The sequence below is a fragment of the Chryseobacterium subflavum genome (assembly GCF_055762745.1).
In genome coordinates, this window is sequence record NZ_JBVTMR010000002.1 from 77016 (window position 1) to 102394 (window position 25379).

Consider the following 25379-nt stretch of genomic DNA (forward strand, 5'->3'; position numbering starts at 1 on the left):
AAAAAAATGATAATTTGCAAGGGTTAGTATTTAAAGTGGAAAAATGAGTTACGAAAATATATTATTAAAAAAAGAAGATAAATTAGCTATTATTACAATAAACAGACCTGAAAGTCTCAATGCACTAAACGCTAAAACCATCCAGGAAATAAGTTCAGCTTTAGACGACCTGGATTTGGACAAGTCTTGCAGGGTGATTATTCTTACAGGAAGTGGTGAGAAATCTTTCGTTGCAGGAGCAGACATCAAAGAATTCAGTGATTTCGGACAGGAAAGGGCTGAAGAATTGGCAAAAAACGGTCAAAATTCTCTTTTTAATAAAATAGAAAATCTCTCTAAACCAGTCATTGCAGCAGTCAATGGCTTTGCTTTAGGTGGAGGTTTAGAGCTTGCTATGGCATGCCATATCAGATATGCTTCGGAAAATGCTAAATTAGGACTTCCGGAAGTAACCTTAGGACTGATTCCTGGTTACGGAGGAACGCAAAGGCTTCCTAAGCTTGTCGGAAAAGGTATTGCCAACGAAATGATCTTCTCAGCCAAAATGATTCCCGCTCAAAGAGCCAAAGAAATCGGATTAGTGAACGAAGTATATCCTATTGAAGACTTATTAACCAAAACAAAGGAACTAGCAAACGTTATTGCCTTCAATTCACCCATGGCAATTTCCAAGGCTATTCATGCAGTGAATTTATCGGATACGGATAAAGGCTTTGATACTGAGATTAAGTATTTTGGCGAGCTTTTTGAACTAGCTGATAAACAAGAAGGAGTAAGTGCTTTTCTGGAAAAAAGAAAGCCTAACTTCTAAGATTATTTTTACAAATTATTTCGAAAAAAAACAATGCTGCGGTATGAATAAGTTTGATAAAGCTTATCTAAAAATGGCTCAGGAATGGGCAAAACTTTCCTACTGTAAAAGAAAACAAGTAGGAGCTCTTATCGTAAAAGATAGGATGATTATTTCAGATGGTTATAACGGAACTCCTTCGGGATTCGAGAATTGTTGTGAAGATGCAGAGGGAAAAACACATTGGTACGTATTACATGCAGAAGCAAATGCTATATTAAAATTAGCTGCTTCTACCCAATCTGCAAAAGGAGCAACGCTGTATTTAACGCTTTCTCCATGTAAAGAGTGCAGCAAGCTAATTTTACAGGCTGGGATTACAAGACTGGTATATATCAATGAGTATTCGGATGACGATGGGATATCATTCCTTAAAAACCATAATATTGAAATAGAACAAATTTCTGATTGTGAACTAAAAAAATAACACAAATGACTTGGGATGAAAAAATTAAAGATTTTGAAATCTTTCTTCGTTTCGAAAGAAATTTTTCAGAAAACACTCTAGACGCTTATGTTAGAGACATTAAAAAATTAAAGGAGTACGCTGAGGAAGACCTCGACAACATCGGACCGGATGTGATCGGATACGATAATTTACAGGAGTATATCTTCAATCTTTCCAAACAAAAATTCAGTGAGCGGTCGCAGGCCAGATGGATATCTTCTATCAAGGCTTTTTTCAAGTTCCTTCTGGAGGATGAGGCCCGTGAGGATAATCCGGCAGCATTGCTTGAAGGCCCTAAATTGGGATTATACCTTCCCGATACACTAAGCCTTATGGATATCAACAAGATTATCGGAGCCATTGAAGTGAACTCGGATCTGGGGAGAAGAAATCAGTGTATTGTAGAAGTACTTTATGGTTGTGGACTTCGGGTATCAGAACTTATTGATCTGAAAATTTCAAACATTAATTTTAAAGAAAATTACATTAAGGTGAACGGGAAGGGAAATAAAACCCGTTTCGTTCCTTTGGCCGATTACACTGCTGAATTATTGAACAGTTACATCAAAGAGGTGCGTTCTAAAAACAAGATCAACAAGAAATATGAAGATTCATTATTCCTGAACAGCAGAGGAACTTCCATGTCCAGAGTGATTGTATTTCTTATTATTAAAGAACTCACGGATAAAGCCGGTGTAAGTAAAAAAATATCCCCACATACCTTCAGACATTCATTTGCTACACATTTACTACAAAACGGAGCTGACTTAAGATATATTCAGGAAATGCTTGGTCATTCAAGCATTACGACAACTGAAATTTATACTCATTTAAAAACCGAAGAACTACGGGATGTCATTTTAAATTACCATCCCCGAAATATTAATATTGCTTAATGAAATTATTGAAATATTGTCCAAACTGTGGCAAAGAATCTCTACACTGGGATGGCGAAAAAAAATGGAGCTGCCCTCTATGCAATTTCACGTTATATAACAATGTAGCAGGAGCTGTAGCCGTTGTTATAAGATATGGTGATGAAATTTACCTGACAAGAAGAAACCGGAATCCTAAGAAAGGAAAGCTGGACCTAGCAGGTGGTTTTGTTGACCCGAAAGAAAGTGCAGAAGAAACCTGTAAAAGAGAACTTTTTGAAGAGCTACAGCTGAATATCGATATTTCAAATTTAAAATACCTTACCAGCCTACCTAATATCTATCAATATAAAGAGATCGACTACAATACGATCGATTTATTTTATGAATACCGCGTGGATAAAAAATTCGAAGTTAACATTGAATTATCCGAAATATCGGAAGCACAGTGGATTCCACTAAAAGATATTAAACTGGAGGATATTGCTTTTGATTCTCAGAAAATATTTTTTAAGCAATATTTAAACAATCTATAATTACACAATTTAAAATATTGATAGCAGGGCCAAAGCTCTGCTATTATTATTTTACGACGCTACAAACCAGCGTATCAGTAAGTTTTGGATTTCAGCATTTCCTCGAAATAATTGATCAGCAGTTTTCGCTCTGCTTCAGATAAATTAGCCTCCTTATGATACACAATATATCCGGGCATCGGCATTGTCCTGCTTTGAAGTGTTGGAATAATACTGTTAAGCATACTTATCTTCAAATCTGAATTGTAAGTTTGCCAGATCGAAAAGTTCAGATGCTCTCTTCCATCATTAACATGGCTTTTTATAGACCATGATATAGGCGCTATATAAGAATACTTAGGATATACCGTTTCGTTGGAATGACAGTCATAGCAAGCTCCTTTTATAAGTTTAGTGATCTTTTCGGGTGTTTGTTTTGCATCTACAAAATTTACCTTATGATCAACGGGCATATTGGTCCTGTCTATAGGGATAAACTGAATGAGTGCAAAAACAACCAGGCTCCAGAATACAATCTTCTTTATCGTTTTCATACGTTCTCTATCTCACAGGTTGCAATACGGAATTACCGGACTTAAGTGCAGGATTATCCTTTTCAACAGGCTTTTCAACAACCGGTTTAGGAATATTTAATCCTTTTGTATCCAGCACTCTTGTATCCTTTAAATCCCAATCTTCATTGCTGTCCCATAAAGGTCTTACAACAACAGCTTTATAGAAAATATAAGAGTCTTCCGCAAACACGTCGTTTTGAAAGTCTGCTTCATCCCAATATTTATTATCATTGTTGTCAACCAGAATCCTCACAACATAATCTCCGGGTTTCAGAATATCGAATTTAACAGCGTCCCCCTTTGTATATTTCTGGTAAACCACTTTTTCAGATGTATCCAATAGCTGAAGCCAATAATTCGAAGCGGGGGCATTTTGGAGCTTGAATGCAAGACTGCCGTAGTTTTCTACCTTGTCTGCTTCAAAGTCAAACCGCTTTGATGTTGGGTTTTTATCATAGAATGACAGAACAGTTGTTTTAGGAACAACCAGCTGATATTTTTTTCCCGGAACAAAATCGGATTGAATCAGGATCTGATACGGATTGGTTTCGGAAATTTTTGCCGTGAAGTTCTGTGTTGTTAAACTATCACTTTTCAATACCCATTTATCCGTATTTATTTTATCAATGATGTAATTGGAAGTAATCCTGAAATCTGTTTTAGGAGGTAAAAGAGATCCGTCATTGTTGTCAAGGGTCATTCCGTTTTTCGCATTGTATTTATAAAAGACAGAAACCGTATCCTTTTTATTATCAGCATCATAACTAAACTTCAAATTTTCAGTAGTCGTCTGTCCTACATTGCTTTTCACCGCGTCAAACCATATCTTAACAGAATCCGATTTAGGTCTGTGGGTTACTTTTATATCCTGAAGCTTATCGTTAATAGAAAGAACCTGTACATTATCCGGCTTTCCTTCAAACGTCATCGTGATACCTCCCGGTGTTTCCTTCATCTCTACATACTTCAATGGTTTTCTCGATGGATATACCTTTAAGTTCAATCCCGAAATGGATTTTTCAAAGTCGATAGGCTCTTTCTGGAATCCTACTTTTTCTTTTCCGGGATCATACATGGAATTACCATTTTCATCTTCAAAGGCAATGATCTTGTATTTCCCCGGCGACAAATAATTAAGCTCATAATAGCCATCGTCATCTACCTTTGTGATATAGTAAGGTTTTTGTTTATAATTCATGGTATCCTGAACCTTGTACAAACCTACAACCATTTTATTTTCTGTGCTTGTTTCCTTTTTAAAGGATATTGCATCTCTTACATCACCACTGATATAAAGATCATCCAGTTTCTCACCCGTAGAAAAAGCAAAGTTGAAATAACGAAGTGTGTTAGACTCATTATTATCTACTATAGAATTTCCAAAATTAAAATTATAAGTGGTATTGGCCTGTAAGGTATCTTCCCACTGGATCAAAAGATATTTATTGGCAATATTCGAAGGTAAGATCCGCTTGATTTTTTTAATAGGCGGAGAGATAATTAAATTTTTGTTGATATCTTTCAGCGTTACATATTCATCAAAATCGATACGAAGTTCTTTAACATCTCTTCGAACATTGACTCTGGTTGTATCTATATTTGAGCTTAAAAACTTTGGAGCCAGCGTATCTTTAGGACCTCCTACCGGAGAACCTACTCTTGCACAGGACTGTACAAGAAAACCAATAATGAATAGTAGAAAAAGTCTTTTCATGAATATGTTTAAGCAAAAGTAAACATTATTCTCCAAAAACTTCATGTCCATTTTTTAAAGAATCCTGATTATCGTTCATGACACTATGCAGCTTATCTTTTTGCGCAGGAAAATCTTCAAATAATCCGGATAATGCCAATGCTGTATACACCCTGTTTGAATATTTGTTTCCAATGGCAACAATGGTCACCTTTGAATTTAACAAATGGGCAAAAACAGAATTCGTTCCATGCCACCATCCGTTGTGATAGGTAAGCTTCTCTCCGTTATCAAAAATCTTCATCCGGAAACCTAATCCGTAATTATTCATTCCGGCTTTTTCATTACTGTAAGGTGTAAAAACCATCTGCATAAGTTCCGGCTTTAAGAAATCCTTGGAAAACATTGCTTTTGAAAAATTAAAAAGATCCCTTGGAGTAGTATATACATTCTTGTCTCCGTAAATAAGGTCAAGTCTGTCCAAAGGATATAGCTTACCTCGTCCGTAATAAAAAGACTGTGCAGCGGTAGGTATATCTTTCTCCTGGAAGATATAGGTATTTTTCATTTTAAGAGGATCAAATACCATTTCCTTCATGGCCTGAGGAAACGGAGTTTTTGTAATCTTCTCAATCAGCAATGCCAATAAAGCAAAATTTGTATTGCAATACATAAAACCAGTATCTGTGTCTCTTGCCAGTTCAGGTTTATATTTGATGATCATATTCAATACATCCTGATTGGTCATGAATGTTTTGGAAAGCTCAACGGGAGCCGGTTGAATTTTAGTAATAAAATATTCGTATTTGGGTAAACCGCTTCTCTGTGATAACAAGTTCTGAACGGTTACATTCGGATAAGGAAATCCCGGGAAATATTGTGTTAAATGATCAGACAATTTTATTTTTCCTGCCTCAATTAACTTCATCATCGCCATCGCCGTCATCGTCTTTGAAACAGAAGCAACATGAAGAGGTGTATTTTTATCAATAGGCATTTGATTTCCTTCTCTTCCAAAACCTCTGTAATTTTCATATAGAATGTCATCTCCTTTAGCAACAAGTATTCCACCACTTAAGTCACCGGCATCCCATACTTTTTTATAATACTGATCAATATATTGTACCAGAGAAGCTTTATTAGGCAATTGATCATCTGCTTTTGTAAAAACCTTGCTCAGGTCCACATTTCCGTAGTTGGGTAGGTTAGTAGTATTTTCTGCTACAGCTTCTTTAGTTTCGGATTTATTCTTACAGGAAAACAAAAATGCAAAAGCAGCTAAAAAAAGGACAAAATTATGCTTCTTCATGAGTATCAAAAATGAGCGGCAATTTAATAAAACTCAAAATAAATATTGACTCCTCAATACGAATTATGAATTATTTAACAGTATCGTTAAAAAAAATAAACTGCATTACACAGTTTATTCTTAATTGAGCCATTTTTAAAGTAAATAGTTTGTGTTCTTTGATATTTTTATCACGGGCAATATCACTGAAAAATGAGTAGCCCTTAACAATCTTATTATTCTTTCAGCACCTTAAAAGTACAGAATTTAACTCCTGTACCAGAAAGATTATCTATGATCACTTTATTTCCATCTGTCCCTTTAATAACTAATTTAGACACAACTCCTTCACTTGTCGTACAGTGAAAGGCGCCATCTCTAAATTCGTAAGTTCCGGAAAATGTTCCATTAGGTGCAGAAGTTGAAAATGTCTGATCTTCATTAAACTGAATATACCAGCCCTTACCATCAGCTGGTAAAAATTGTTCTCCCAGCCTTGGTATCGAATACTCTTTAACAATCCACTTTCCCTGATAATTCGATTGTATCGCACTTGTTTCTTGATTTGATATGGTATCATTACTCTCAACAGTGCAAAAGTTGAAAGAAAATAAGACTAATACCATCGGTAAAAATAACTTTTTCATAATCTGTATTTTGGTTAATTCGCTGTAATTATTAAACAAAATGACTCAATTCAATTAATAATTTAAGTTAGAATAGCATAATAAAAATAAATTATTTATATTCAAATAGCTGATTATCAGAAACTTAAATTAACATTCACTAATGTAGTTATTTTTTTCAAGGAGGTCACTAATTATACAGCTATTTGAAAAGCCTTTGTGAAAAATCTGTAAAAAATCGTGTAGCCATGGACATATGGACAGCCTATGATATTTGTCAGTTTTATTCTTTTTACAGTATATTGATAATAAAAAAGTGCTATCAATTGATAGCACTTTTTTATTATTGTTTTACTCTTAACCAGCGAACCTAGCGACAATCTTATCCACAATAACCTGGGCCAATTTTTCTTTGCTTTGATGCGTCCATCCCGCTATATGCGGTGTTACAATTACTTTTTCTGATTCCAGCAGATATTGCAGGTCTTCATTTTCCCCTGCCTCTAAGTTTTCAAAAGAAGATTTCTCATACTCTAATACGTCAAGACATGCCCCTTTTACTTTCCCAGCTTTTAAAGCCTCAACTAAACTTTTCGTTTCTATATTTTTCCCTCTTGCCGTATTTATAAAATAGAAATCATTTTTCATATCGGAAATGAACGGTCCATCGATCAGATAATAAGATTCGTCGGTCAAGGGAATATGTAAGCTTAAAACTTCAGCCCTTTCCTTCAGGTCTTTTAAAGAAACCTGTGTAGCGTATTCATCAGAAAGACCGGGTAAAATATCATGGAAAATCACAGTACAGCCAAAACCGGAAAGTCTTTTAGCAGTCGCCTTCCCCATATTTCCATAACCAATCAGCCCAACAGTTTTTCCTAGCAATTCGTCACCTCTGTTTTCTTCGCGCAGCCAAATTCCGTTTTTCACTTCCTGGGAAGCTATAAACAGGCGATTCATAAGAATCAGCAACATTCCTACAACATGCTCTGCCACGGAGTCCCTGTTTCCTTCCGGGGAGTTAATCAGCTGAATTTCCAACTTTTCAGCGGCGGGAATATCAATATTCTCCATTCCTGCTCCTACTCTTGCAATGAACTTCAGCTTTTTCCCTTTTTCAAGGAAGTGCTTATCCAAAGGAATCCTGCTTCTTATAATCACACCGTCATAATGATGAATTTTTTTACAAACCTCATCATAAGAAGACGTAAAGTCTTCTTCCAGGATAAAATTTTTTGCGAGAAGCTGCTCCGTGATAAGGGGATGATTTTTATCTAAAAGAAGGATTTTCATAATATTTAAACACTGATGACACAAATTTTATTAACCAATAACACCAATTAGAATCACTGTGTATGCAATTCCGAATATTTCATTCTCAGAAATACCTGCTTTCATAATTTTTGATCATATGTTGGCAAAAATCAGTGGTCAAGTTTGTACCAACCACTTGTTTACTCGTATTTATTTCGGTTCCTGGAAAAGCTTTTTAAGCTCCACCGATTCCAGAGGTTTCATTCTACCGGAAAGAATCAATGAAAGTTCTTTTCTACGAAAAGCAGCAGCAAACCTTTCTTTTTCTTCTTCTGTTTCAGGAATCATTTCAGGAATAGGAATCGGACGATTAAATTCATCCACTGCAACAAACGTATAAATACCTGCATTGGTATGCATTTTCTTTTGATTGATGGGATCATCCAACCAAACATCAACATACACCTCCATGGAAGTAGAAAATGCCCTTGAAACTTTTGATTCCAGAACAACTACTCCACCTTCAGGAATAGGATGATTGAAAGAAACATGGTTTACGGATGCTGTCACTACTCTTCTTTCACAATGTCTTGCAGCCGAAATTGAGGCACACCGATCCATTTTTGCCAAAAGCTCTCCACCAAAAAGGTTTCTTAAAGAATTTGTTTCATTGGGAAGAACAATATTAGTCATAATCGTCAGGGATTCCGACGCCTTTTTTATTTTTTTTGCCATGTTGCCTTAGTGTTGTTTTGAGTGTTTTTAAGGTTTGCTCCTTTTTCAATCTGCTTTGGTAAAGAATCTTTTTTCAGGGAATCTAAAGTTTTCATCTGAACAGAATCTTTTTTAATCTTTACCGTGTCTTTTACTATTCTTCTTGTTTTTGTCTGTACAGAAACACTATCGAATGATTTTTTCCCAAACAATAGTTCCTGCTGTGAGAATGCTACATACAAAATTCCTAAAACAGGAATAATGAACAGAAAGATCCAAAGAATGGATTTATTAAATTTATAATCGCTCTCTTTATTTTCTGAAACCAAAGGCTTCTGTGCACTATTAATATCCGAAAGCCTGATCTCTTCCAGGCCATAATATTCAGGATGGTTGGACTCCAGTCTTTTTCCTTTGAAATGGGGCTCACCATCTTCAATAAAAATTGTTCCCAGATTCTGAATTTCCAAAATCTGATCCGCCTGGAGTTTTTTCTTCCAGAAATCAGTCTGAATTTGCAATTCATTCTGTGCAGACTCAATTGAAATTTGTTTTTGACTACTTATAAAGGATACCAGTTCTTCTGATTCCACCTCATAATCTGATGCAAAGGCTATCTGACTGGAGGGAGGAAGTATACTTCCGTTTTCAGAATTAATAATCGCTTTTGAGTTCTCCAGAGAAAACACGCCAAACGCTGGAACTGTAACAGAACCAAATTGTTTCAGATATTCTAGAATGTAAGCTGAAATATTCATCTGGCAGCAAATTTATAACTTTTTCAGGACTTTTTATGACATTTATTTGGATAAAAAAAGACTGCCTGAGCAGCCTTATCATGTATAATTTCCAAGTTTAGATATCTTTTTTGCATATTTCAAAAAAAACAGCAACTATTTTTACATTATTCTTATTGTATTTTCCAACTTATTCCAAACATAAAATTAATTCCCGCTTGTGAAAAATAATACGGCTCACCGCCATACACAGCACCGTTATTGACATATTTTTTATTGAAAATATTATTAACCAAAAGCTTTAAAGCAATATCATTGTTGGCAATCCTGAGCTGATATTGTGCATTAAAATCGGTAAGAAAGTAATCCTTAAGCTGTAAATTCGGATCTTCAGTGTTATCAAGATATTGTTTTCCGACATATTGATTCATCAATGAAAACTGGAAATTTTTATCAGGATTAAATTTTAATCCCAGATTAGCAACAACATCTGGAGAGAACGAGATCTGTGTATTTCCCAATTCTTTAACAACCGCTTTATTTTCTATTTTAAAGTCCTGGTTCCTGTTTTGACTTAAACTAACATTCCCTGAAATCTCCCATTGCTTTGAAACTTTTGCGACTGCCCCTATCTCGATACCTCTCCTATAGCTTTCACCCGAATTTGTACGGATAAAAGCTCCAACATTATTCAGTTCTCCGTTAAGCACCAGCTGATTTACATAATACATATAATACAAATTAGCCGTCAATGAAATAATACCAAGCTGTTTTTCAAACCCTGCTTCGAAATCATGAAGCTTTTCAGCTTTTACTTCATTATTGGCAATAAGATCGTCCCGGTTCGGTTCCCGTTGAGCATGTGCATAGGATAAAAATATTTTACCATTTCCTATTCTGTAGTTTATCCCTGCTTTCGGATTGAAGAACAACCAGTTTTTCTTGATATTAGCACCTTCATCATCACCTTCCAATAAAATCTTTGTATCGTAGTCAATATTTCTAAGCTGCAAATCTCCAAAGAACTCAAAATCATTGACCCTAAACAAAGCTTTTGCAAATCCTGCCACCTCATTTTTTACCGAACGCCCTCTGTAATACTCATGCTCATCAATAGGAAAGAACACACCCGTCACATTCCCATAATGTCTTCCATAGTACTGATTTGCCACGGCACCGAAATTAAGATCCAGGTTTTCGTATTTTCCGTAAAGGGTTGAAACAATTCCGTAAAAATCATTGTTCAGCCATTTCTTTCTGATAAAATCTGATGTTTCTATGGTCTGCCCTCCTTCTATGATATTGGGTAAATTATACCTTGAAAACGGATCTCCCTGCTTATAATTTTCATAATACCCTTTTCCTTTGGTATAATGCAAAGTTGTCTCTAAATTCCAATGATCATTAAACCCCTGTTCCCATAATAACTGATAATGATTTTGCCTGTAGTTATCAGTTTCATTATTGTAAAAACCTGTGATATTCCCATCAGCGCCATAAATTGCACCTGAATAATTAAACTTCGGATCTGTCTCCCATGTTTTCCTGTCTATCCCGTTCCAGGCCTGATATGTTTTCTCCTTCCCTCCAAAAGCCATCAGACGAACCCTTGTTTTTCCTTCTTCAAATAAGGCAGTGAAATTATAAGAATCTAATCTTGATGAAGCCCTGTCAATATATCCGTCAGAACTGATGTGGGTATACCTACCCATCAATGACAGACGATTATTCCAAAACTTTCCGGAACCTACCTCAGCAGAATATTTATAGGTATTAAAAGACCCGTAACTGTCATCTGTTTTTACATAAAACTTATCTTCCGGATCTTTGGATATAACATTGATACTCGCACCGAAAGCCGAAACCCCATTATTGGAAGTTCCTACTCCTCTCTGAATCACAATCTGTGATGCCGAGCTTGTCAAATCCGGGACATTCACAAAAAAAGTACCCTGGCTCTCCGAATCGTTAAACGGAACTCCATTCATCATAACATTTATTCCCCTTCCAGCAACTCCACGAATTCTAAAACCAGTATATCCCACCCCGTTTCCGGCATCTGAAGTGGAAATTACAGAAGTCTGATTTTTTAAAAGTATGGGAAGATCCTGTCCGAGGTTCCTGCTGTCCAGGTCTCTTTGTACATTAATGATCTCCTTTGCAACGGGAAGTCTCCTGGTAAAATTAACCGCTTCAATTTCCTTGATTTTTAAGGAATCTGTATTTTGGGTTTGGGAGAAAGCCATTGAACTGGCAGTAAGCCCTAAAAAAAATAATCCTTTCATTCTATAAATTTTAAAATTTAATGAATAAAAGGGGATCAATAAGATATTATACAATTCCGGCAAAAGCCGGAGCGTCCCTAAACAGCATTACCTGTTCCAGGTTCAGTGGGTATAATCTCAGCCTGTAAAAGCACCCCTTTATTTCAGCCGCGAAATTACAAAAAATATATGAGATGGGAGAGGCATGTGGATACCCGGGGCTCACATTGCTTAGTACGCTTTATTCTTCGAATCTATATAATAATAGTTTGTTCCATCTTTTGTTACTTCAAACATCTTTCCCAATTTCCAACTGAAATTTCTTTTAATATTGGAATACTCAAAAGGGATCACAATTTTATTATGAACATCAATTACTCCAAAGCGGTCATTATGAGAAGCGACGATCATAGGATCAGAAACATCATCTCCTTCCATGATATGCAGATATTCATATTGAGGATAGATCTGATATTCTCTGTAATCAGCAGCATTCATAAATTTTGAAGGTTCAATAATTCCGTAAAAGCCATTTAAAATATAGGCCTGATATTGTTGCTGTTTAAATTCCATCTTACATTGTCCCAGATCGGAATTTTTGTACTGATATACTCTTTTTCCGGTCTGATCTATTCTATAAGAAATCAGATCTTTTTCAACTGTAGCATATTCTTTTGTTCCGAATTTTCTGACCTTTTCATTAGGGGAATACAGTAAATTACAGTCTTCAGCAAAAAAAACAGCTATATGGTATTCAGGCTGAATAATGAATTTTCCTTTTTGGTTGACATAACCGAATTTGCCATCCTTCTTTTGTGGAATCAGAACAGGAATCTCGTCATTAATAACAACCAGATCGGGATTGATTTTTGGTTCGGATGCTTTTTTAACAACCGCTTTGGAAACTTTTTTAACCGGATATTTCTTCACAGATTTAGCCTGTGAAAAAACAAAAATCGAAATAAAAAGGGATAGCAGACCCATTACATTTTTCACTTTCATCATTTATTTTTTGCAAAAGTACAGCCAAAATAGAAAATATAAAAATCATATTTATAAAGAATCTAAATAATTTCATCCTTATAAAATATTAAAAATTCGTACTTTTGGGAGCATTTTTAAATGTTTGATAATTTTAAAACGTCTTTGGAATACAAGATTTGATATTGATATGATCAGAAAGTTTTCCAACGTTACAAAGAGAGTTTTTGCGGCAAGACAGACTACAGGTAAGCCATTTACACTTTTCGATAAGGTCCTTTATACTTAGCTTTGGCATGAAACATTATCTTTCATTTTATAAAAGCAATGTAGATTGTACTTATTTTAACCGGTCCGTGTTACATATCAGAATGCAAAGCTCAAAAACGGCATATTATGGTTTAATTCTGACTGGTAAGGAAAAGTGGCGTTATCAATCTACCTTTAATTAATATTGAAAAGACTTCTATATGAATAATTATAAGGATTACATCAAAGAGATTGAGGAAAGAAAAAACCAGGGGCTTCATCCAAAGCCGATTGATGGTGCAGAATTGCTAAGCGAAATCATCGCACAAATTAAAGACCCGGCTAATGCAGACCGAGCAGATTCTCTTAAGTTTTTCATCTACAATACCCTTCCGGGAACGACCAGTGCAGCAGGTGTTAAAGCAAAATTTTTAAAAGAAATAATTCTGGGTGAATCTGTAGTAGAGGAGATATCACCTGCATTTGCTTTTGAGCTTCTATCTCACATGAAAGGTGGTCCTTCGATTGAAGTACTCCTTGATCTTGCTTTAGGGAATGATATTTCTATCGCAAAAGAAGCAGCAAACGTTCTTAAAACGCAGGTTTTCCTATATGACGCAGATACCAACCGTCTGAAAGAAGCATTCAATAATGGTAATGAAATCGCACAGGAGATTATTGAAAGCTATGCAAAAGCTGAGTTTTTCACAAAATTACCAGAAATTGCTGACGAAATCAAGATTGTTACTTATATTGCCGGTGAAGGTGACATTTCAACAGACTTACTTTCTCCGGGTAACCAGGCTCACTCCAGATCTGACCGTGAGCTTCATGGTAAGTGTATGATCACGCCTCAGGCACAGGAAGAAATCAAAGCTCTGCAGGCACAGCATCCTGACAAAAGCGTAATGCTTATTGCAGAAAAAGGTACTATGGGTGTAGGTTCTTCAAGAATGTCCGGAGTAAATAATGTGGCTTTATGGACAGGTAAGCAGGCAAGTCCATATGTACCGTTTGTAAATATTGCCCCGATCGTTGGAGGTACAAATGGTATTTCTCCCATATTCCTTACAACCGTAGATGTTACAGGAGGTATAGGTATCGACCTTAAAAACTGGGTGAAAAAACTGGATGAAAATGGCAATCCTCTTCGTAATGAAAATGGTGAGCCAATCCTTGAGGAAGCCTATTCTGTAGCTACAGGAACTGTACTTACAATCAACATTAAAGAGAAAAAATTATATAAAGGTGATCAGGAGCTTATTGATATTTCGAAGGCTCTCACACCTCAGAAAATGGAGTTTATTAAAGCCGGAGGCTCATATGCCATTGTTTTTGGTAAAAAACTTCAAACATTCGCTGCACAACTTTTAGGAATAGAAACTCCTCTTGTTTTTGCTCCTTCAAAAGAAATTTCCCATGAAGGGCAAGGCCTTACGGCAGTAGAAAAAATATTCAACAGAAATGCTGTTGGAACAACACCAGGTAAAGTATTACATGCAGGTTCTGATGTTCGTGTACAGGTAAATATCGTTGGATCACAAGATACAACAGGTCTTATGACTTCTCAGGAACTTGAGTCGATGGCGGCTACAGTGATCTCTCCGGTAGTAGATGGTGCATACCAATCAGGATGTCATACCGCTTCAGTATGGGATAAAAAAGCTCAGGCAAACATTCCTAAACTTATGAAGTTCATGAACGAGTTCGGATTGATTACAGCCCGTGACCCTAAAGGTGAATACCATGCAATGACCGATGTAATTCATAAAGTTCTTAATGATATCACGGTAGACGAATGGGCAATTATCATCGGTGGTGATTCTCACACGAGAATGTCTAAAGGTGTTGCTTTCGGAGCTGACTCCGGAACAGTAGCCCTTGCCTTAGCCACAGGTGAAGCCTCTATGCCGATTCCTGAATCTGTAAAAGTTACCTTTAAAGGAAACATGAAAGAACACATGGATTTCCGTGATGTGGTTCATGCAACACAGGCTCAGATGCTGAAACAATTCGGTGGAGAAAATGTGTTCCAGGGTAGAATTATTGAAGTCCACATCGGAACTCTTCCTGCTGATCAAGCATTTACCTTTACAGACTGGACTGCTGAAATGAAAGCAAAAGCATCCATCAACATTTCTGAAGACAATACTCTGATCGAATCATTGGAAATCGCAAAAAGCAGAATCCAGATTATGATCGATAAAGGAATGGATAATAAAAATCAGGTTCTTCAGGGATTGATCAATAAAGCAAACAAAAGAATTGCAGAGATCAGATCCGGGGAAAAACCGGCTTTAACTCCTGATGCGAATGCTAAATATTACGCTGAAGTTGTTGTAGATCTTGATGTTATTGTAGAGCCGATGATCGCTGACCCTGACGTAAACAATGAAGACGTTTCCAAAAGATATACACATGATACCATCAGAGCTCTTTCTTATTACGGAGGAGAGAAAAAGGTAGATCTTGGATTTGTAGGATCATGTATGGTTCATAAAGGAGATTTAAAAATTGTTTCCCAGATGCTAAGAAACCTTGAAAAACAGCAAGGTAAAGTAGAATTTAATGCTCCTCTTGTAGTAGCTGCTCCCACTTATAACATCATTGATGAACTTAAAGCTGAAGGGGATTGGGAACTACTGGAAAAATATTCTGCCTTCGAATTTGATGATAATGCTCCTAAGGGAGAAGCCCGTGTAGAATATAAAAACGTAATGTACCTTGAACGCCCGGGATGTAACCTTTGCATGGGTAATCAGGAAAAAGCAGCTAAAGGAGATACTGTACTGGCAACTTCTACCCGTCTTTTCCAGGGAAGAGTAGTTGAAGATTCAGAACGTAAAAAAGGAGAATCCCTGCTTGCATCAACACCTGTTGTCGTTCTATCTTCTATCATTGGAAGAATTCCTAATATAGATGAATATAAAGCTGCAGTTGAAGGTATTGACCTTACTAAATTTGCTCCACCTATTAAAGAGCTTGTTCAGGTTGGTCATTAAGAGCTTGAAATAATAAGTCGAAAGACTCTTTTATATGATAATTTAAGAAAGGTTTTAATCTATTGGATTGAAACCTTTCTTTTTTTATTTAGAATCTTTCCATTTAAGAGTGAATAGAATTATTTTAACCTAGGTCAACAGCTCAAAATTTATTTTTTCCTTAACTTGATAGGTATTAAAAATAGTAATGATTCATCTTATTTATGCCATTTTTGGAAGGTAGGAATAGTATTTGATGATTTGCACTCGAAGAATTTCCGCTTCTTATTTTTAAATTAAATCCGGAAAAAAAATTTAAAAAGAAAAATTAAAATAGATATGACTTTCGACATTGATATGATCAAAAAGGTGTACGAGCGTTACCCTGAAAGAATTGCTGCGGCAAGACAAATCGTTGGAAAACCTCTTACACTTTCTGAAAAAATCTTATACACCCACCTTTGGGAAGGAAATGCAACTACAGCACATGAAAGAGGAAGCTCTTACGTAGATTTTGCTCCAGATAGAGTAGCTATGCAGGATGCAACAGCACAAATGGCACTTTTACAGTTCATGCAAGCCGGCAAAGCCAAAGTTGCCGTTCCCTCTACTGCCCATGCGGATCACCTGATCCAGGCCAGAGTAGGTGCAGAAGCAGATTTACAGGAAGGTATTAATAAAAACTCTGAAGTTTTCAACTTTTTGAGTTCTGTTTGTGATAAATATGGAATCGGTTTCTGGAAACCTGGAGCCGGTATTATCCACCAGGTAGTACTGGAAAATTACGCCTTCCCTGGCGGTATGATGATTGGTACTGATTCGCATACGGTAAATGCAGGAGGACTTGGGATGGTAGCCATCGGAGTAGGTGGTGCTGATGCTGTAGACGTAATGGCAGGAATGGCATGGGAGCTTAAAATGCCTAAGTTAATCGGTGTAAAATTAACCGGTAAAATGAGTGGCTGGACTTCTGCAAAAGATGTGATCTTAAAAGTAGCAGGAATTCTTACTGTAAAAGGAGGAACCGGATGCATCGTGGAATATTTCGGAGAAGGAGCAGAATCTCTTTCTGCAACAGGTAAAGGAACCATCTGTAATATGGGAGCTGAAATTGGAGCTACCACTTCTACTTTCGGGTATGATGACTCCATGAGAAGATATCTGGCTGCTACAGGAAGACAGGATGTTGTGGATGCTGCTGATAAAATTGCTGAACACCTTACTGGTGACGCCGAAGTATATGCAAATCCTGAACAATATTTTGATCAGGTAATTGAAATCAATCTTTCTGAGCTGGCTCCGCACTTAAACGGACCATTTACTCCGGATTTAGCAACTCCTGTTTCTGAGTTCAGAGCAAAGGCAGAAGCTAACGGATGGCCTTTAGAGGTTGAATGGGCACTGATCGGTTCTTGTACCAATTCGTCTTATGAGGATTTATCAAGAGCTGCTTCTATTGTTGAGGATGCTGTGGCAAAAGGAGTAAAACCTAAAGCTATTTTGGGTATCAATCCGGGATCCGAGCAGGTGAAATTCACTGCAGAAAGAGACGGTTTCTTAAATTCATTCAGAAAATTTGAAAATGCAAGAATCTTTACAAATGCCTGTGGACCTTGTATAGGGCAATGGGACAGAGAGGGAGCTGATAAAGGAGAGAAAAACTCTATTATTCACTCTTTCAACAGGAACTTTGCAAAAAGAGCGGACGGTAACCCGAATACGCATGCTTTCGTAGCTTCACCGGAAATGGTAGCTGCTGTAGCAATTTCAGGAAGACTGGACTTTAATCCTATTACCGATACGCTTACTGCAGAAAATGGAGATCAGGTTAAACTAAACGAACCGAAAGGATCTGAGCTACCGGCAAAAGGGTTTGCTGTAGATGACAATGGGTATCAGGCTCCATCTGAAGATGGTTCTTCAGTGGTAGTAAAAGTAAGCCCTACATCAGACAGACTTCAGTTATTAGAAGAATTCCCTGCATGGGATGGTAAAAATATTACAGGAGCTAAAGTTTTAATCAAGGCTTTTGGAAAATGTACAACCGACCACATTTCTATGGCTGGACCATGGTTAAAATATAGAGGACACCTTGATAATATTTCCAATAACATGTTAATCGGAGCAGTAAATGCTTATAATATGGAAACAAACCATGTTAAAAACGAATTAACGGGTGAATACGGTGAAGTTCCGGCTGTTCAAAGAGCTTATAAAGCGGCAGGTATTCCTACCATCGTTGTGGGTGACCAGAATTATGGTGAAGGATCATCAAGAGAACACGCAGCAATGGAGCCGAGACATCTTGGTGTAAAAGCAGTATTGGTAAAATCATTTGCAAGAATCCACGAAACCAACCTTAAAAAACAAGGGATGCTGGGATTAACTTTCGCTAATGAGGCAGATTATGATAAAATCCAGGAAGACGATACTGTTAACTTCTTAGATTTAGATCAGTTTGCTCCCGGAAAACAATTAACACTGGAATTTGTACATGCTGACGGAACCAAGGATATTATTATGGCTAACCACACCTATAATGATCAACAAATCGACTGGTTCAAAGCTGGTTCAGCATTGAATCTTATTAAACAGCAAGAGGCATAAATCTATTTATGCCCCGATAATAAAAAAAACATCCCGGTCGGGATGTTTTTTTTATTTATATGTATACTTTATATGATAACCTTCAATTTTTATAGGAATATGTAATAAATCTATATAATAAGTTGTTTTAATAATAGTAATAAAATATCATGAAAACACTTCTTTACACTCTTCTATTATTTTCCTGCTTTGTTCAGGCTCAAAAAAAACCATCTGATTTCTTCCCTACTCCAAAAACAAAAGTTTTAGTGGTAGGTTCATTCCATTTTGATTATCCTAATCTGGATGCCCATAAAATCAAAAAACAGGATCAGATCGATGTACTATCTCCTAAAACATCCAAAGAGGTTACCGATCTGGTAAATTATATTAAGAAGTTCAGGCCAACAAAGATTGCTATTGAAGCTTCACCCGAATGGAACGCCAATCAAAAACTCAAAGAGTATAATGAAGGAAAACACCATGATAAAAGAGACGAACGGTATCAGCTTGCCATGAGAATTGCCAATGAACTGAAGATCAACGAACTATTCAGTGTAGACGCCTCTTCCGTATTAGAAGACCTTATGGAAAAGTTTGGAAAGACTGACTCACTGTATTTTAAGAAACTTACAGAGGGATATGATTATAAAAGTGACGACCCTATTTCTCAAAACTTTACTGATTTCTATAATCATTCAGAAGCCAAAAACTTTAGCTCACTTATGAACACCTTCCAATATCTTAACAGCAAAGAATATCACGAATATGGATATGGCGCTTATCTGAGTGGAGATTTTAAATTAAGGGATTATGACGGAGCTGATATACTTGCCATGGATTGGTATAGCAGGAATCTGAGAATATTCCGTAATATACAGAATATTCCGCATCAGAGTGACGACAGAATTCTCGTAATCATAGGAAACGGACATGCAGCAGTCCTCAGACAACTTTTAACCTGCTCTGCAGAATATGAGTTCACAGAATTTTCTTCTTTATAAATATAAAGGCAGAGATTTAAGTTGAAATCTCTGCCTTTGTTTATATGGCTTTATGCTTCAAAGCTTCCAGAGCATTTAAAACTTAAATTCTACCCTTGCAAACAGAAATCGTCCTCCAATACCATATTGGGAAACCTGTCTGGAGTATACAAACTGATTATCTGCTGTCAGGGAATTGATTAGTGGATTTTTAGAAGGCATCACATTGAATATATTGTTACTTCCAATGGTTGCAGATATATTTTTACTGAAGTCATAGCCTACTGAAAGATCTGTTACAAAACGATTATTCAATACAAAGTGTTCCTGTTTTCCTACTACACCATCAAAATTAGCATCCAATACATCAGCGTCGGTTACTTTTCCAAAGAAAGAATTCCTCAATAAAATATTAAATCCTGAAACTCTAAGATTATTGGATAGAGTTGCTTTTACCCGAGGTACGGCTTCTTCAAAGTAAATCCTGTTGGGCTCAGAAAAGTAACTGTCTATCTGGCTAACTAATTTTGAAGAGGCATGGATATTTCCTATTCTTCTGGTCTGATTCAGATTGAGCCCAAAGTTATTTTCCAGATTAATTCCTGAACCTAAATTGGATGTCTGGGAAATGGTAAGATCAAGCCCTTTGGTCTGGGAATCTACAGCATTCGCAAAAAAATTGGCGGCACTAGCTCTTGCAAGGTCAAAAGCATCCTGCAGAATCGCCTGATCCGATCCTTCAGGAAAATCTACACCTCTAGTACCTTTAGGCCTGAAAAACAAATCAGTGAGCACTACTCTATCTTTAATTTTAATATAATAAACATCTGCTGTAACCACAAGATTCAAATTTGGAGCTTTCCAAGTAAGTCCTGTACTGTACGACTGGGAGGTTTCCTGTTTCAGTTTTGGAATCCCAAGCGCCTGTGCAGCCTCGGAATTATTCCTAAAAGTTCCTACCTGGGTAGTATTGCCCTGTTGAATTAAGGTTGATGTTGAGCTATAATAGATCTGGGCTAATGAAGGGGCTCTAAAACCTGTAGAAACAGCACCTCTCCAATTAAAATTATCAGCCAACTTCACATTAGTCGCTAGTTTATAATTAAAGGTAGATCCAAAGTCTGAATAGTTTTCATAGCGCAAAGCACCTTCTACCAGCCACCAATCCGTTGGTTCCAGCTCCACATCTACATATCCGGCCACACTATTTCTATTTCCGGAAACAGCATTATCCGGACTAAATCCCGGAAATACCTGGGAACCGGCAGGTCTTGTTACGCCAAAAAAATCAGTCACAAGCTCATTTTTTGGAGTATTTACGGTCACTACATTTCCATAAATATCATAAGAGGCATAAGAATTCTCGTTACCGGCATTCACCTTATAATTTTCATAACGGTATTCCCCTCCAAATGCAATGTTCAGCCCATGCAATACATCATACTTTTTGGAAAAGTCAAGGTTTAGGGTGTTTTGCAAAAACTCAAGTCCACCTGCATCAAATCTTCTTGGAGAGTTGTTGACCAATGAAGAATTAAAAGTATTAACAACTCCAAACTTGAAAGTATTCTTTCCAAAAGTGTTACTGAGATCTATATTCCAGTCATTCCATTTTCCTTTGATCCCAGCTGCATATGAATAATCATTAATGGTAGACTCAATCTGTGGCAGATATCCGTTGGGTGTTATAAAATTGATATTTCTCTCGGTATTAGGCAAACGGAAAAAACCTCCGGCATTCCCCAGCCTGTAGCTATATCCTCCAAAAGAATACACCTTCCAGTCATCATTAATCGGAATTTCCGAATTATAATATACCTGGGCTGATTGTAGTTTCGACTGTCCTGCCCTGATACTGAAGTCTTTCCGTTGAAGTCCTCTATATGCAAGTTCATCATTGGTAACATCCCCTCCTAATAAACCCTGTAAAGTTGAAATGTTATTGGCGTTTGCAATTTTATTCTGTAAATCAGATGAAAAATAATTTACTTTTGTTGCATATTGTTTAATCGTATTGATAATTTGCTGGCTATTGGAAGTATTATTTATATTCTTATAAAGCCCGTCTATATCTATCCCATCTTGAGCAGCCCTGTAGTTAATAGCATTATAGGCATTGTATATATCGCCATTCCTCACACCAGCTCGGGAATAAGGATCCCGGTATTGTGTTGATGTGGTAATATTGAAGAAACCCTGTTTTCCAAGTTTGAATCCATAATTCAGGTCTAAAGAGATGGTTTCTCCATCCAGTCCACCGGAAAAATTGTTGGTAACCGGTGAAGCATATCCTCCCAAAAATAACTGACCGGATAACCCCAATCTTTTTTTAAGACCTAAATTGACAACTCCTGCAATAGCATCAGATCCGTATTGTGCAGAAGCACCATCCCGAAGCACTTCAATTTTATCCAAAGCAAAAGCAGGAATCGCATTAAGATCTGTTCCCACCGAACCCCTACCTGGTGTAAGGGTTACATTGATGAGTGAAGACTGATGCCTTCTTTTCCCATTAAGTAAAACTAAAACCTGATCGGGACCTAAACCCCTCAATTGTGCAGGATCCACAAAATCCGTCCCGTCATTTACAGTATGCGATGTGGAGGAAAAAGAAGGGACAATATAGTTTAGAGCCTGGCTTATATTATTAACCGGGCTTTGTTTCAATATTTTTGAAATGTTAATAACGTCTACCGGAACCGGAGTATCTGTTAATGATCTACCTGATCCTCTTGAACCGAGAAGAACAACCTCATCGATTTTTTTTGATTTTAGAGTATCAGACTGGGCGAAGTAAAACGTCGAAATTAAAGTGGCCGAAGCAATGATACTTCTATTTTTAAAATGGCGCATGTGTTTTATTTTTAAATTTTTGTTATAATTTTTTTGTTTGCTTAAAATTTTAAGCAAAAAGTATCCTGTAACCTTGAAAACACAAGGCTAAAAGAAAAATGATAAACGGTTTTATTAGTTAATAGAAACCAGAGGCTAAGAACAACAACACATACACATCACGAAATGCCATGAGTGATCACCAGCATACAGAAGCTTTGCTTCGATATCTGCCGGGCAAAAAGTCAAATTCATTGTGCTGTAATTTTCCCTGTTCTTAAACATTGATTTTAAATTTTAAACAAAAATTGTAAGATGGGAATGAATAGAAAAACATTTTTTCCGGAGCTTGCCGGCTTATCTATTTCAGCACCTTGCTTGTTTTGCAGGTTGCTATCCCATCTATGAGATTCTTGATAATTGTGAGGCAAAGATATAACTATTTTACAAATAAAAAAATAATTTGTAAAATTTTTAAATCAATCGCAAAACCAAGCCGTATGATGATGCAATATGATTATATTCTATTGTGAGGTATTTCATGGAATAAAACAACCCTCTAAAAACTTTCCTTGTAACATTTTTTTATTTTAAACGTCTAACTGAGTAGTAGTAAAAACCATTATGAAAAAAATTGTACTCGTTTTATTTTCCTTAAGCATTATTGTCACAAAGGCTCAGGAAAAAACCAACAACCAGGTCAAGGAAAAGCAGATCGAAGGGGTTGTAATTACCAAAACTAAAAAAGCCGTTGAACAAAAAGCAGACCGGACTATTTTTGATTTTTCAGAACAGCCCCAGCTGAACAACGGAAATGTTTTAGAGGGTATCAAAAAACTTCCGGGTCTGGTGTCTACTGATATTGCCGGTATGATGTATCAGGGAAAGATCCTTGATGTTTATCTTAACGGACGCCCTTTAAACATTACTTCCAATGAACTCAATTCATTTTTGGAAGGGATGCCTGCCAATTCTGTAGACCGAATTGAAGTGATCACTCAACCTGGCGCTGAATTCCCGGCAACTTCCGGGGGTGCAATTATGAATATCATTACGAACAAAAATGCCAATAAATATCTTACGGCAACTTATTCAGGAAATTATTCATTTACCAACTACGGTAAGTTGAGAAGCAGAACCAGCAACTCTTTAAATTTAAACGCCCGTAATAAATATTTCGGATGGCAGCTGAACATCGGACAGAACTATCGGGAAAGTATGCTGAATTCGAATCAAAATGATTTATTATTAAGCAATACGGATAGAATCGGCCGTGGTTATTTCGCGAAATCGGGCTTAACATTTGATCTGGGACAGGACAGATTATTATTAAATTACGATATCTATCATAATAAAAACAGCAATTACACAGATAGTAACGGTTTTGCTGACCTACCGTACATTCCTGTTAAAGACAGTATCAGGGAAGGATATTTTCATGCATTTGATGCCGCTTACACGAATAATTTGAGACAGGAAGCGGTAATAACCTATCAGAAACGCTTTAGTGATAAATCTCAAAAACTGGATTTCCAGTTCGGATATACCAAATCAACGAGTAAATTTGATCAGAATAATATTTTCAGAGATATCAGTTACATCAATCCTAACGAAAACTTTCCAAGGTTTTCGGATGGCCTTTTACTGAACAATGAATCTGACATGAGAATTGCTAATTTTAAAGTGGATTATTCGCAACCAATCAAGATCCTTGATGGAGGAAAGGTAAGTTTCGGTGGATTATATGAAAAACAAAACTTCGATACCCAAAGCAGAGGTTTGACCAATCTGGACTATCAACGACAGACCGCTTCCACCTATCTTGAGTTCCAGGCTAAATTGAAAAAATTCGATTTCACATTAGGATCAAGGGCTGAAAATTATGACATCTCTGGAATTACAAGGGTGATTGACAGTACCGGTGCAATAGTTCAGAAAAATCTGATCCCTTTTAATAAGTTTAAATTATTTCCAAATGCAAGCGTTCAGTACAGCTTTATGAATCAGGTTTCTGTTTCAGCAAACTATAACAAGAAGATCAGCCTGCCAAGTATTTCTGCACTTAATCCCAATAACACTACATTTCAGGGACCGAATACCCAGGTTACCGGAAATCCGAATCTGCAGCCTACGATCTTTGACAATTATGAAGTAAAACTTTCTGCCTTTGATTATGCATTCATCGGATATAGTGTAAGCTCAGCTAAAAATCAGGTTGCACAGATCATCAGAAAAAATGGAAAAAACCTGTTTAATGAGCAGATAAACATTTCCAGCATGAGGATCCACAATTTCAATGTAGGGCTTCCTGTCCCTTTCATGATTTTTAGTAAGCCCATGAGCGAAATCATGAAGTTTGATTTTAATCCAGACAAAATCAATTTTATGTATCTGTATGCCGGATATCAGAAACATGATATTGATAATTTAAACAACAAAGGATTCTGGATTTTCAATGTGATGACCCAACTTATTCTGCCTAAACAGATTAAGCTAACAGCAAACTACAGCTACCTGACGCCAAAAGCAGGTTATTTCTACTTCACAGCAGAAAAACCATTCAGCAATTCACTGGATATTACACTGACTAAAAAGTTTTTGGATAACCGTCTTACTGTTTCTGTTTTTGCTAATGATATTTTTAACGGACAGGTAATGCAGGTCCGTTCTAATCCGCCATCCGGAGAAGCGGTTACTTTGAGAACAAAATATGACACAAGAAATTTCGGACTTTCCATTAATTACAAGATCCCAACCAAAAACAAACTGGCTAAAGAGGATCCGAATATCTTAAACAGCAGCAAGAAAGAGGATAACGGAGGGGTAATGCAGCAGGATAGTAAATAATCAGGTTATAGTCTTTTAATACTACATCAACATATCAATTATCATAAAATCGGGCAGTAAGAATATTCTTATTGCCCGATT

Annotated in this window: 18 protein-coding genes and 1 riboswitch; of the genes, 8 read left to right on the plus strand and 10 right to left on the minus strand. The window is 36.6% G+C overall.

Features of this window, described 5'->3' with window-relative positions; all coding sequences use genetic code 11:
- The first annotated feature begins 43 nt into the window (after positions 1 to 43).
- From AC0INN_RS09635 to AC0INN_RS09650, 4 genes are read left to right on the plus strand one after another with little or no spacing between them, the layout of a single operon-like run.
- A complete protein-coding gene (locus AC0INN_RS09635) occupies positions 44 to 811 on the plus strand; it encodes an enoyl-CoA hydratase-related protein (RefSeq protein ID WP_273649966.1) in 768 nt (255 codons plus the stop codon).
- Between the two features lie 43 nt (positions 812 to 854).
- Complete coding sequence (locus AC0INN_RS09640) at positions 855 to 1277, plus strand: deoxycytidylate deaminase (RefSeq protein ID WP_172281192.1); 423 nt, start codon at positions 855 to 857, stop codon at positions 1275 to 1277.
- Between the two features lie 5 nt (positions 1278 to 1282).
- Positions 1283 to 2194 (plus strand): site-specific tyrosine recombinase XerD, encoded by a 912-nt coding sequence (gene xerD, locus AC0INN_RS09645; protein WP_172281194.1) that lies wholly within the window; start codon positions 1283 to 1285, stop codon positions 2192 to 2194.
- Positions 2194 to 2709, plus strand: a complete 516-nt coding sequence (locus tag AC0INN_RS09650; protein WP_273649969.1) for an NUDIX hydrolase — start codon at positions 2194 to 2196, stop codon at positions 2707 to 2709. The genes xerD and AC0INN_RS09650 overlap by 1 nt, the downstream gene beginning before the upstream one ends.
- A gap of 74 nt (positions 2710 to 2783) precedes the next feature.
- On the opposite strand, the gene AC0INN_RS09655 is transcribed toward AC0INN_RS09650, so the two are convergent.
- The 9 genes from AC0INN_RS09655 to AC0INN_RS09695 form a co-directional block, all read right to left on the minus strand.
- Positions 2784 to 3242, minus strand: coding sequence for a heme-binding domain-containing protein (locus AC0INN_RS09655; protein WP_172281198.1), 459 nt, complete (start codon positions 3240 to 3242; stop codon positions 2784 to 2786).
- A 7-nt stretch (positions 3243 to 3249) separates the two neighbouring features.
- Positions 3250 to 4977: an Ig-like domain-containing domain gene (locus AC0INN_RS09660; protein ID WP_273649971.1), complete on the minus strand. Its 1728-nt coding sequence runs from the start codon at positions 4975 to 4977 to the stop codon at positions 3250 to 3252.
- Between the two features lie 25 nt (positions 4978 to 5002).
- Complete coding sequence (locus AC0INN_RS09665; protein ID WP_273649973.1) at positions 5003 to 6265, minus strand: serine hydrolase domain-containing protein; 1263 nt, start codon at positions 6263 to 6265, stop codon at positions 5003 to 5005.
- A 215-nt stretch (positions 6266 to 6480) separates the two neighbouring features.
- Positions 6481 to 6870, minus strand: a complete 390-nt coding sequence (locus tag AC0INN_RS09670) for a hypothetical protein (protein ID WP_306612980.1) — start codon at positions 6868 to 6870, stop codon at positions 6481 to 6483.
- 357 nt (positions 6871 to 7227) lie between these two features.
- Positions 7228 to 8163 carry a 2-hydroxyacid dehydrogenase gene (locus tag AC0INN_RS09675; protein ID WP_273649977.1) on the minus strand — a complete coding sequence of 312 codons (936 nt, stop codon included), beginning with the start codon at positions 8161 to 8163 and terminating at the stop codon, positions 7228 to 7230.
- Between the two features lie 171 nt (positions 8164 to 8334).
- Entirely contained in the window at positions 8335 to 8859 is a 525-nt protein-coding gene (locus tag AC0INN_RS09680; protein WP_273649979.1) for an acyl-CoA thioesterase, read from the minus strand.
- Positions 8844 to 9596: an HU domain-containing protein gene (locus tag AC0INN_RS09685; protein WP_273649981.1), complete on the minus strand. Its 753-nt coding sequence runs from the start codon at positions 9594 to 9596 to the stop codon at positions 8844 to 8846. The genes AC0INN_RS09680 and AC0INN_RS09685 overlap by 16 nt, the downstream gene beginning before the upstream one ends.
- A 152-nt stretch (positions 9597 to 9748) precedes the next feature.
- Positions 9749 to 11860, minus strand: coding sequence for a TonB-dependent receptor (locus AC0INN_RS09690; protein ID WP_306612983.1), 2112 nt, complete (start codon positions 11858 to 11860; stop codon positions 9749 to 9751).
- 210 nt (positions 11861 to 12070) lie between these two features.
- Entirely contained in the window at positions 12071 to 12844 is a 774-nt protein-coding gene (locus tag AC0INN_RS09695) for a WG repeat-containing protein (protein WP_172281210.1), read from the minus strand.
- A 446-nt stretch (positions 12845 to 13290) separates the two neighbouring features.
- On the opposite strand from AC0INN_RS09695, the gene AC0INN_RS09700 reads away from it, so the two are divergent.
- From AC0INN_RS09700 to AC0INN_RS09710, 3 genes are all read left to right on the plus strand, one after another.
- Entirely contained in the window at positions 13291 to 16071 is a 2781-nt protein-coding gene (locus AC0INN_RS09700) for a bifunctional aconitate hydratase 2/2-methylisocitrate dehydratase (RefSeq protein ID WP_306612985.1), read from the plus strand.
- Between the two features lie 318 nt (positions 16072 to 16389).
- Positions 16390 to 18657 carry an aconitate hydratase gene (locus AC0INN_RS09705; RefSeq protein ID WP_306612987.1) on the plus strand — a complete coding sequence of 756 codons (2268 nt, stop codon included), beginning with the start codon at positions 16390 to 16392 and terminating at the stop codon, positions 18655 to 18657.
- Between the two features lie 149 nt (positions 18658 to 18806).
- Positions 18807 to 19640 (plus strand): DUF5694 domain-containing protein, encoded by an 834-nt coding sequence (locus AC0INN_RS09710; RefSeq protein WP_306612989.1) that lies wholly within the window; start codon positions 18807 to 18809, stop codon positions 19638 to 19640.
- A 75-nt stretch (positions 19641 to 19715) separates the two neighbouring features.
- On the opposite strand, the gene AC0INN_RS09715 is transcribed toward AC0INN_RS09710, so the two are convergent.
- Positions 19716 to 22472 carry a TonB-dependent receptor plug domain-containing protein gene (locus AC0INN_RS09715; RefSeq protein WP_306612991.1) on the minus strand — a complete coding sequence of 919 codons (2757 nt, stop codon included), beginning with the start codon at positions 22470 to 22472 and terminating at the stop codon, positions 19716 to 19718.
- Positions 22473 to 22777: 305 nt separating this feature from the next.
- A riboswitch (SAM-I-IV-variant riboswitch) is annotated at positions 22778 to 22876 on the minus strand.
- Between the two features lie 199 nt (positions 22877 to 23075).
- Here AC0INN_RS09715 and AC0INN_RS09720 point away from each other — a divergent pair.
- Positions 23076 to 25298: an outer membrane beta-barrel family protein gene (locus tag AC0INN_RS09720; RefSeq protein WP_273649992.1), complete on the plus strand. Its 2223-nt coding sequence runs from the start codon at positions 23076 to 23078 to the stop codon at positions 25296 to 25298.
- Positions 25299 to 25379: the final 81 nt, after the last annotated feature.

Excerpts from the sequence above, each read along its gene's own strand:
- AC0INN_RS09690 (WP_306612983.1), bottom strand. The coding sequence starts at position 11,860 with ATGAAAGGATTATTTTTTTTAGGGCTTACTGCCAGTTCAATGGCTTTC.
- AC0INN_RS09695 (WP_172281210.1), bottom strand. The coding sequence starts at position 12,844 with ATGATGAAAGTGAAAAATGTAATGGGTCTGCTATCCCTTTTTATTTCG.
- AC0INN_RS09700 (WP_306612985.1), top strand. The coding sequence starts at position 13,291 with ATGAATAATTATAAGGATTACATCAAAGAGATTGAGGAAAGAAAAAAC.
- AC0INN_RS09655 (WP_172281198.1), bottom strand. The coding sequence starts at position 3,242 with ATGAAAACGATAAAGAAGATTGTATTCTGGAGCCTGGTTGTTTTTGCA.
- AC0INN_RS09680 (WP_273649979.1), bottom strand. The coding sequence starts at position 8,859 with ATGGCAAAAAAAATAAAAAAGGCGTCGGAATCCCTGACGATTATGACT.
- AC0INN_RS09665 (WP_273649973.1), bottom strand. The coding sequence starts at position 6,265 with ATGAAGAAGCATAATTTTGTCCTTTTTTTAGCTGCTTTTGCATTTTTG.
- AC0INN_RS09720 (WP_273649992.1), top strand. The coding sequence starts at position 23,076 with ATGAAAAAAATTGTACTCGTTTTATTTTCCTTAAGCATTATTGTCACA.
- AC0INN_RS09640 (WP_172281192.1), top strand. The coding sequence starts at position 855 with ATGAATAAGTTTGATAAAGCTTATCTAAAAATGGCTCAGGAATGGGCA.
- AC0INN_RS09710 (WP_306612989.1), top strand. The coding sequence starts at position 18,807 with ATGAAAACACTTCTTTACACTCTTCTATTATTTTCCTGCTTTGTTCAG.
- AC0INN_RS09715 (WP_306612991.1), bottom strand. The coding sequence starts at position 22,472 with ATGCGCCATTTTAAAAATAGAAGTATCATTGCTTCGGCCACTTTAATT.
- AC0INN_RS09635 (WP_273649966.1), top strand. The coding sequence starts at position 44 with ATGAGTTACGAAAATATATTATTAAAAAAAGAAGATAAATTAGCTATT.
- AC0INN_RS09685 (WP_273649981.1), bottom strand. The coding sequence starts at position 9,596 with ATGAATATTTCAGCTTACATTCTAGAATATCTGAAACAATTTGGTTCT.
- xerD (WP_172281194.1), top strand. The coding sequence starts at position 1,283 with ATGACTTGGGATGAAAAAATTAAAGATTTTGAAATCTTTCTTCGTTTC.
- AC0INN_RS09705 (WP_306612987.1), top strand. The coding sequence starts at position 16,390 with ATGACTTTCGACATTGATATGATCAAAAAGGTGTACGAGCGTTACCCT.
- AC0INN_RS09670 (WP_306612980.1), bottom strand. The coding sequence starts at position 6,870 with ATGGTATTAGTCTTATTTTCTTTCAACTTTTGCACTGTTGAGAGTAAT.
- AC0INN_RS09650 (WP_273649969.1), top strand. The coding sequence starts at position 2,194 with ATGAAATTATTGAAATATTGTCCAAACTGTGGCAAAGAATCTCTACAC.
- AC0INN_RS09675 (WP_273649977.1), bottom strand. The coding sequence starts at position 8,163 with ATGAAAATCCTTCTTTTAGATAAAAATCATCCCCTTATCACGGAGCAG.
- AC0INN_RS09660 (WP_273649971.1), bottom strand. The coding sequence starts at position 4,977 with ATGAAAAGACTTTTTCTACTATTCATTATTGGTTTTCTTGTACAGTCC.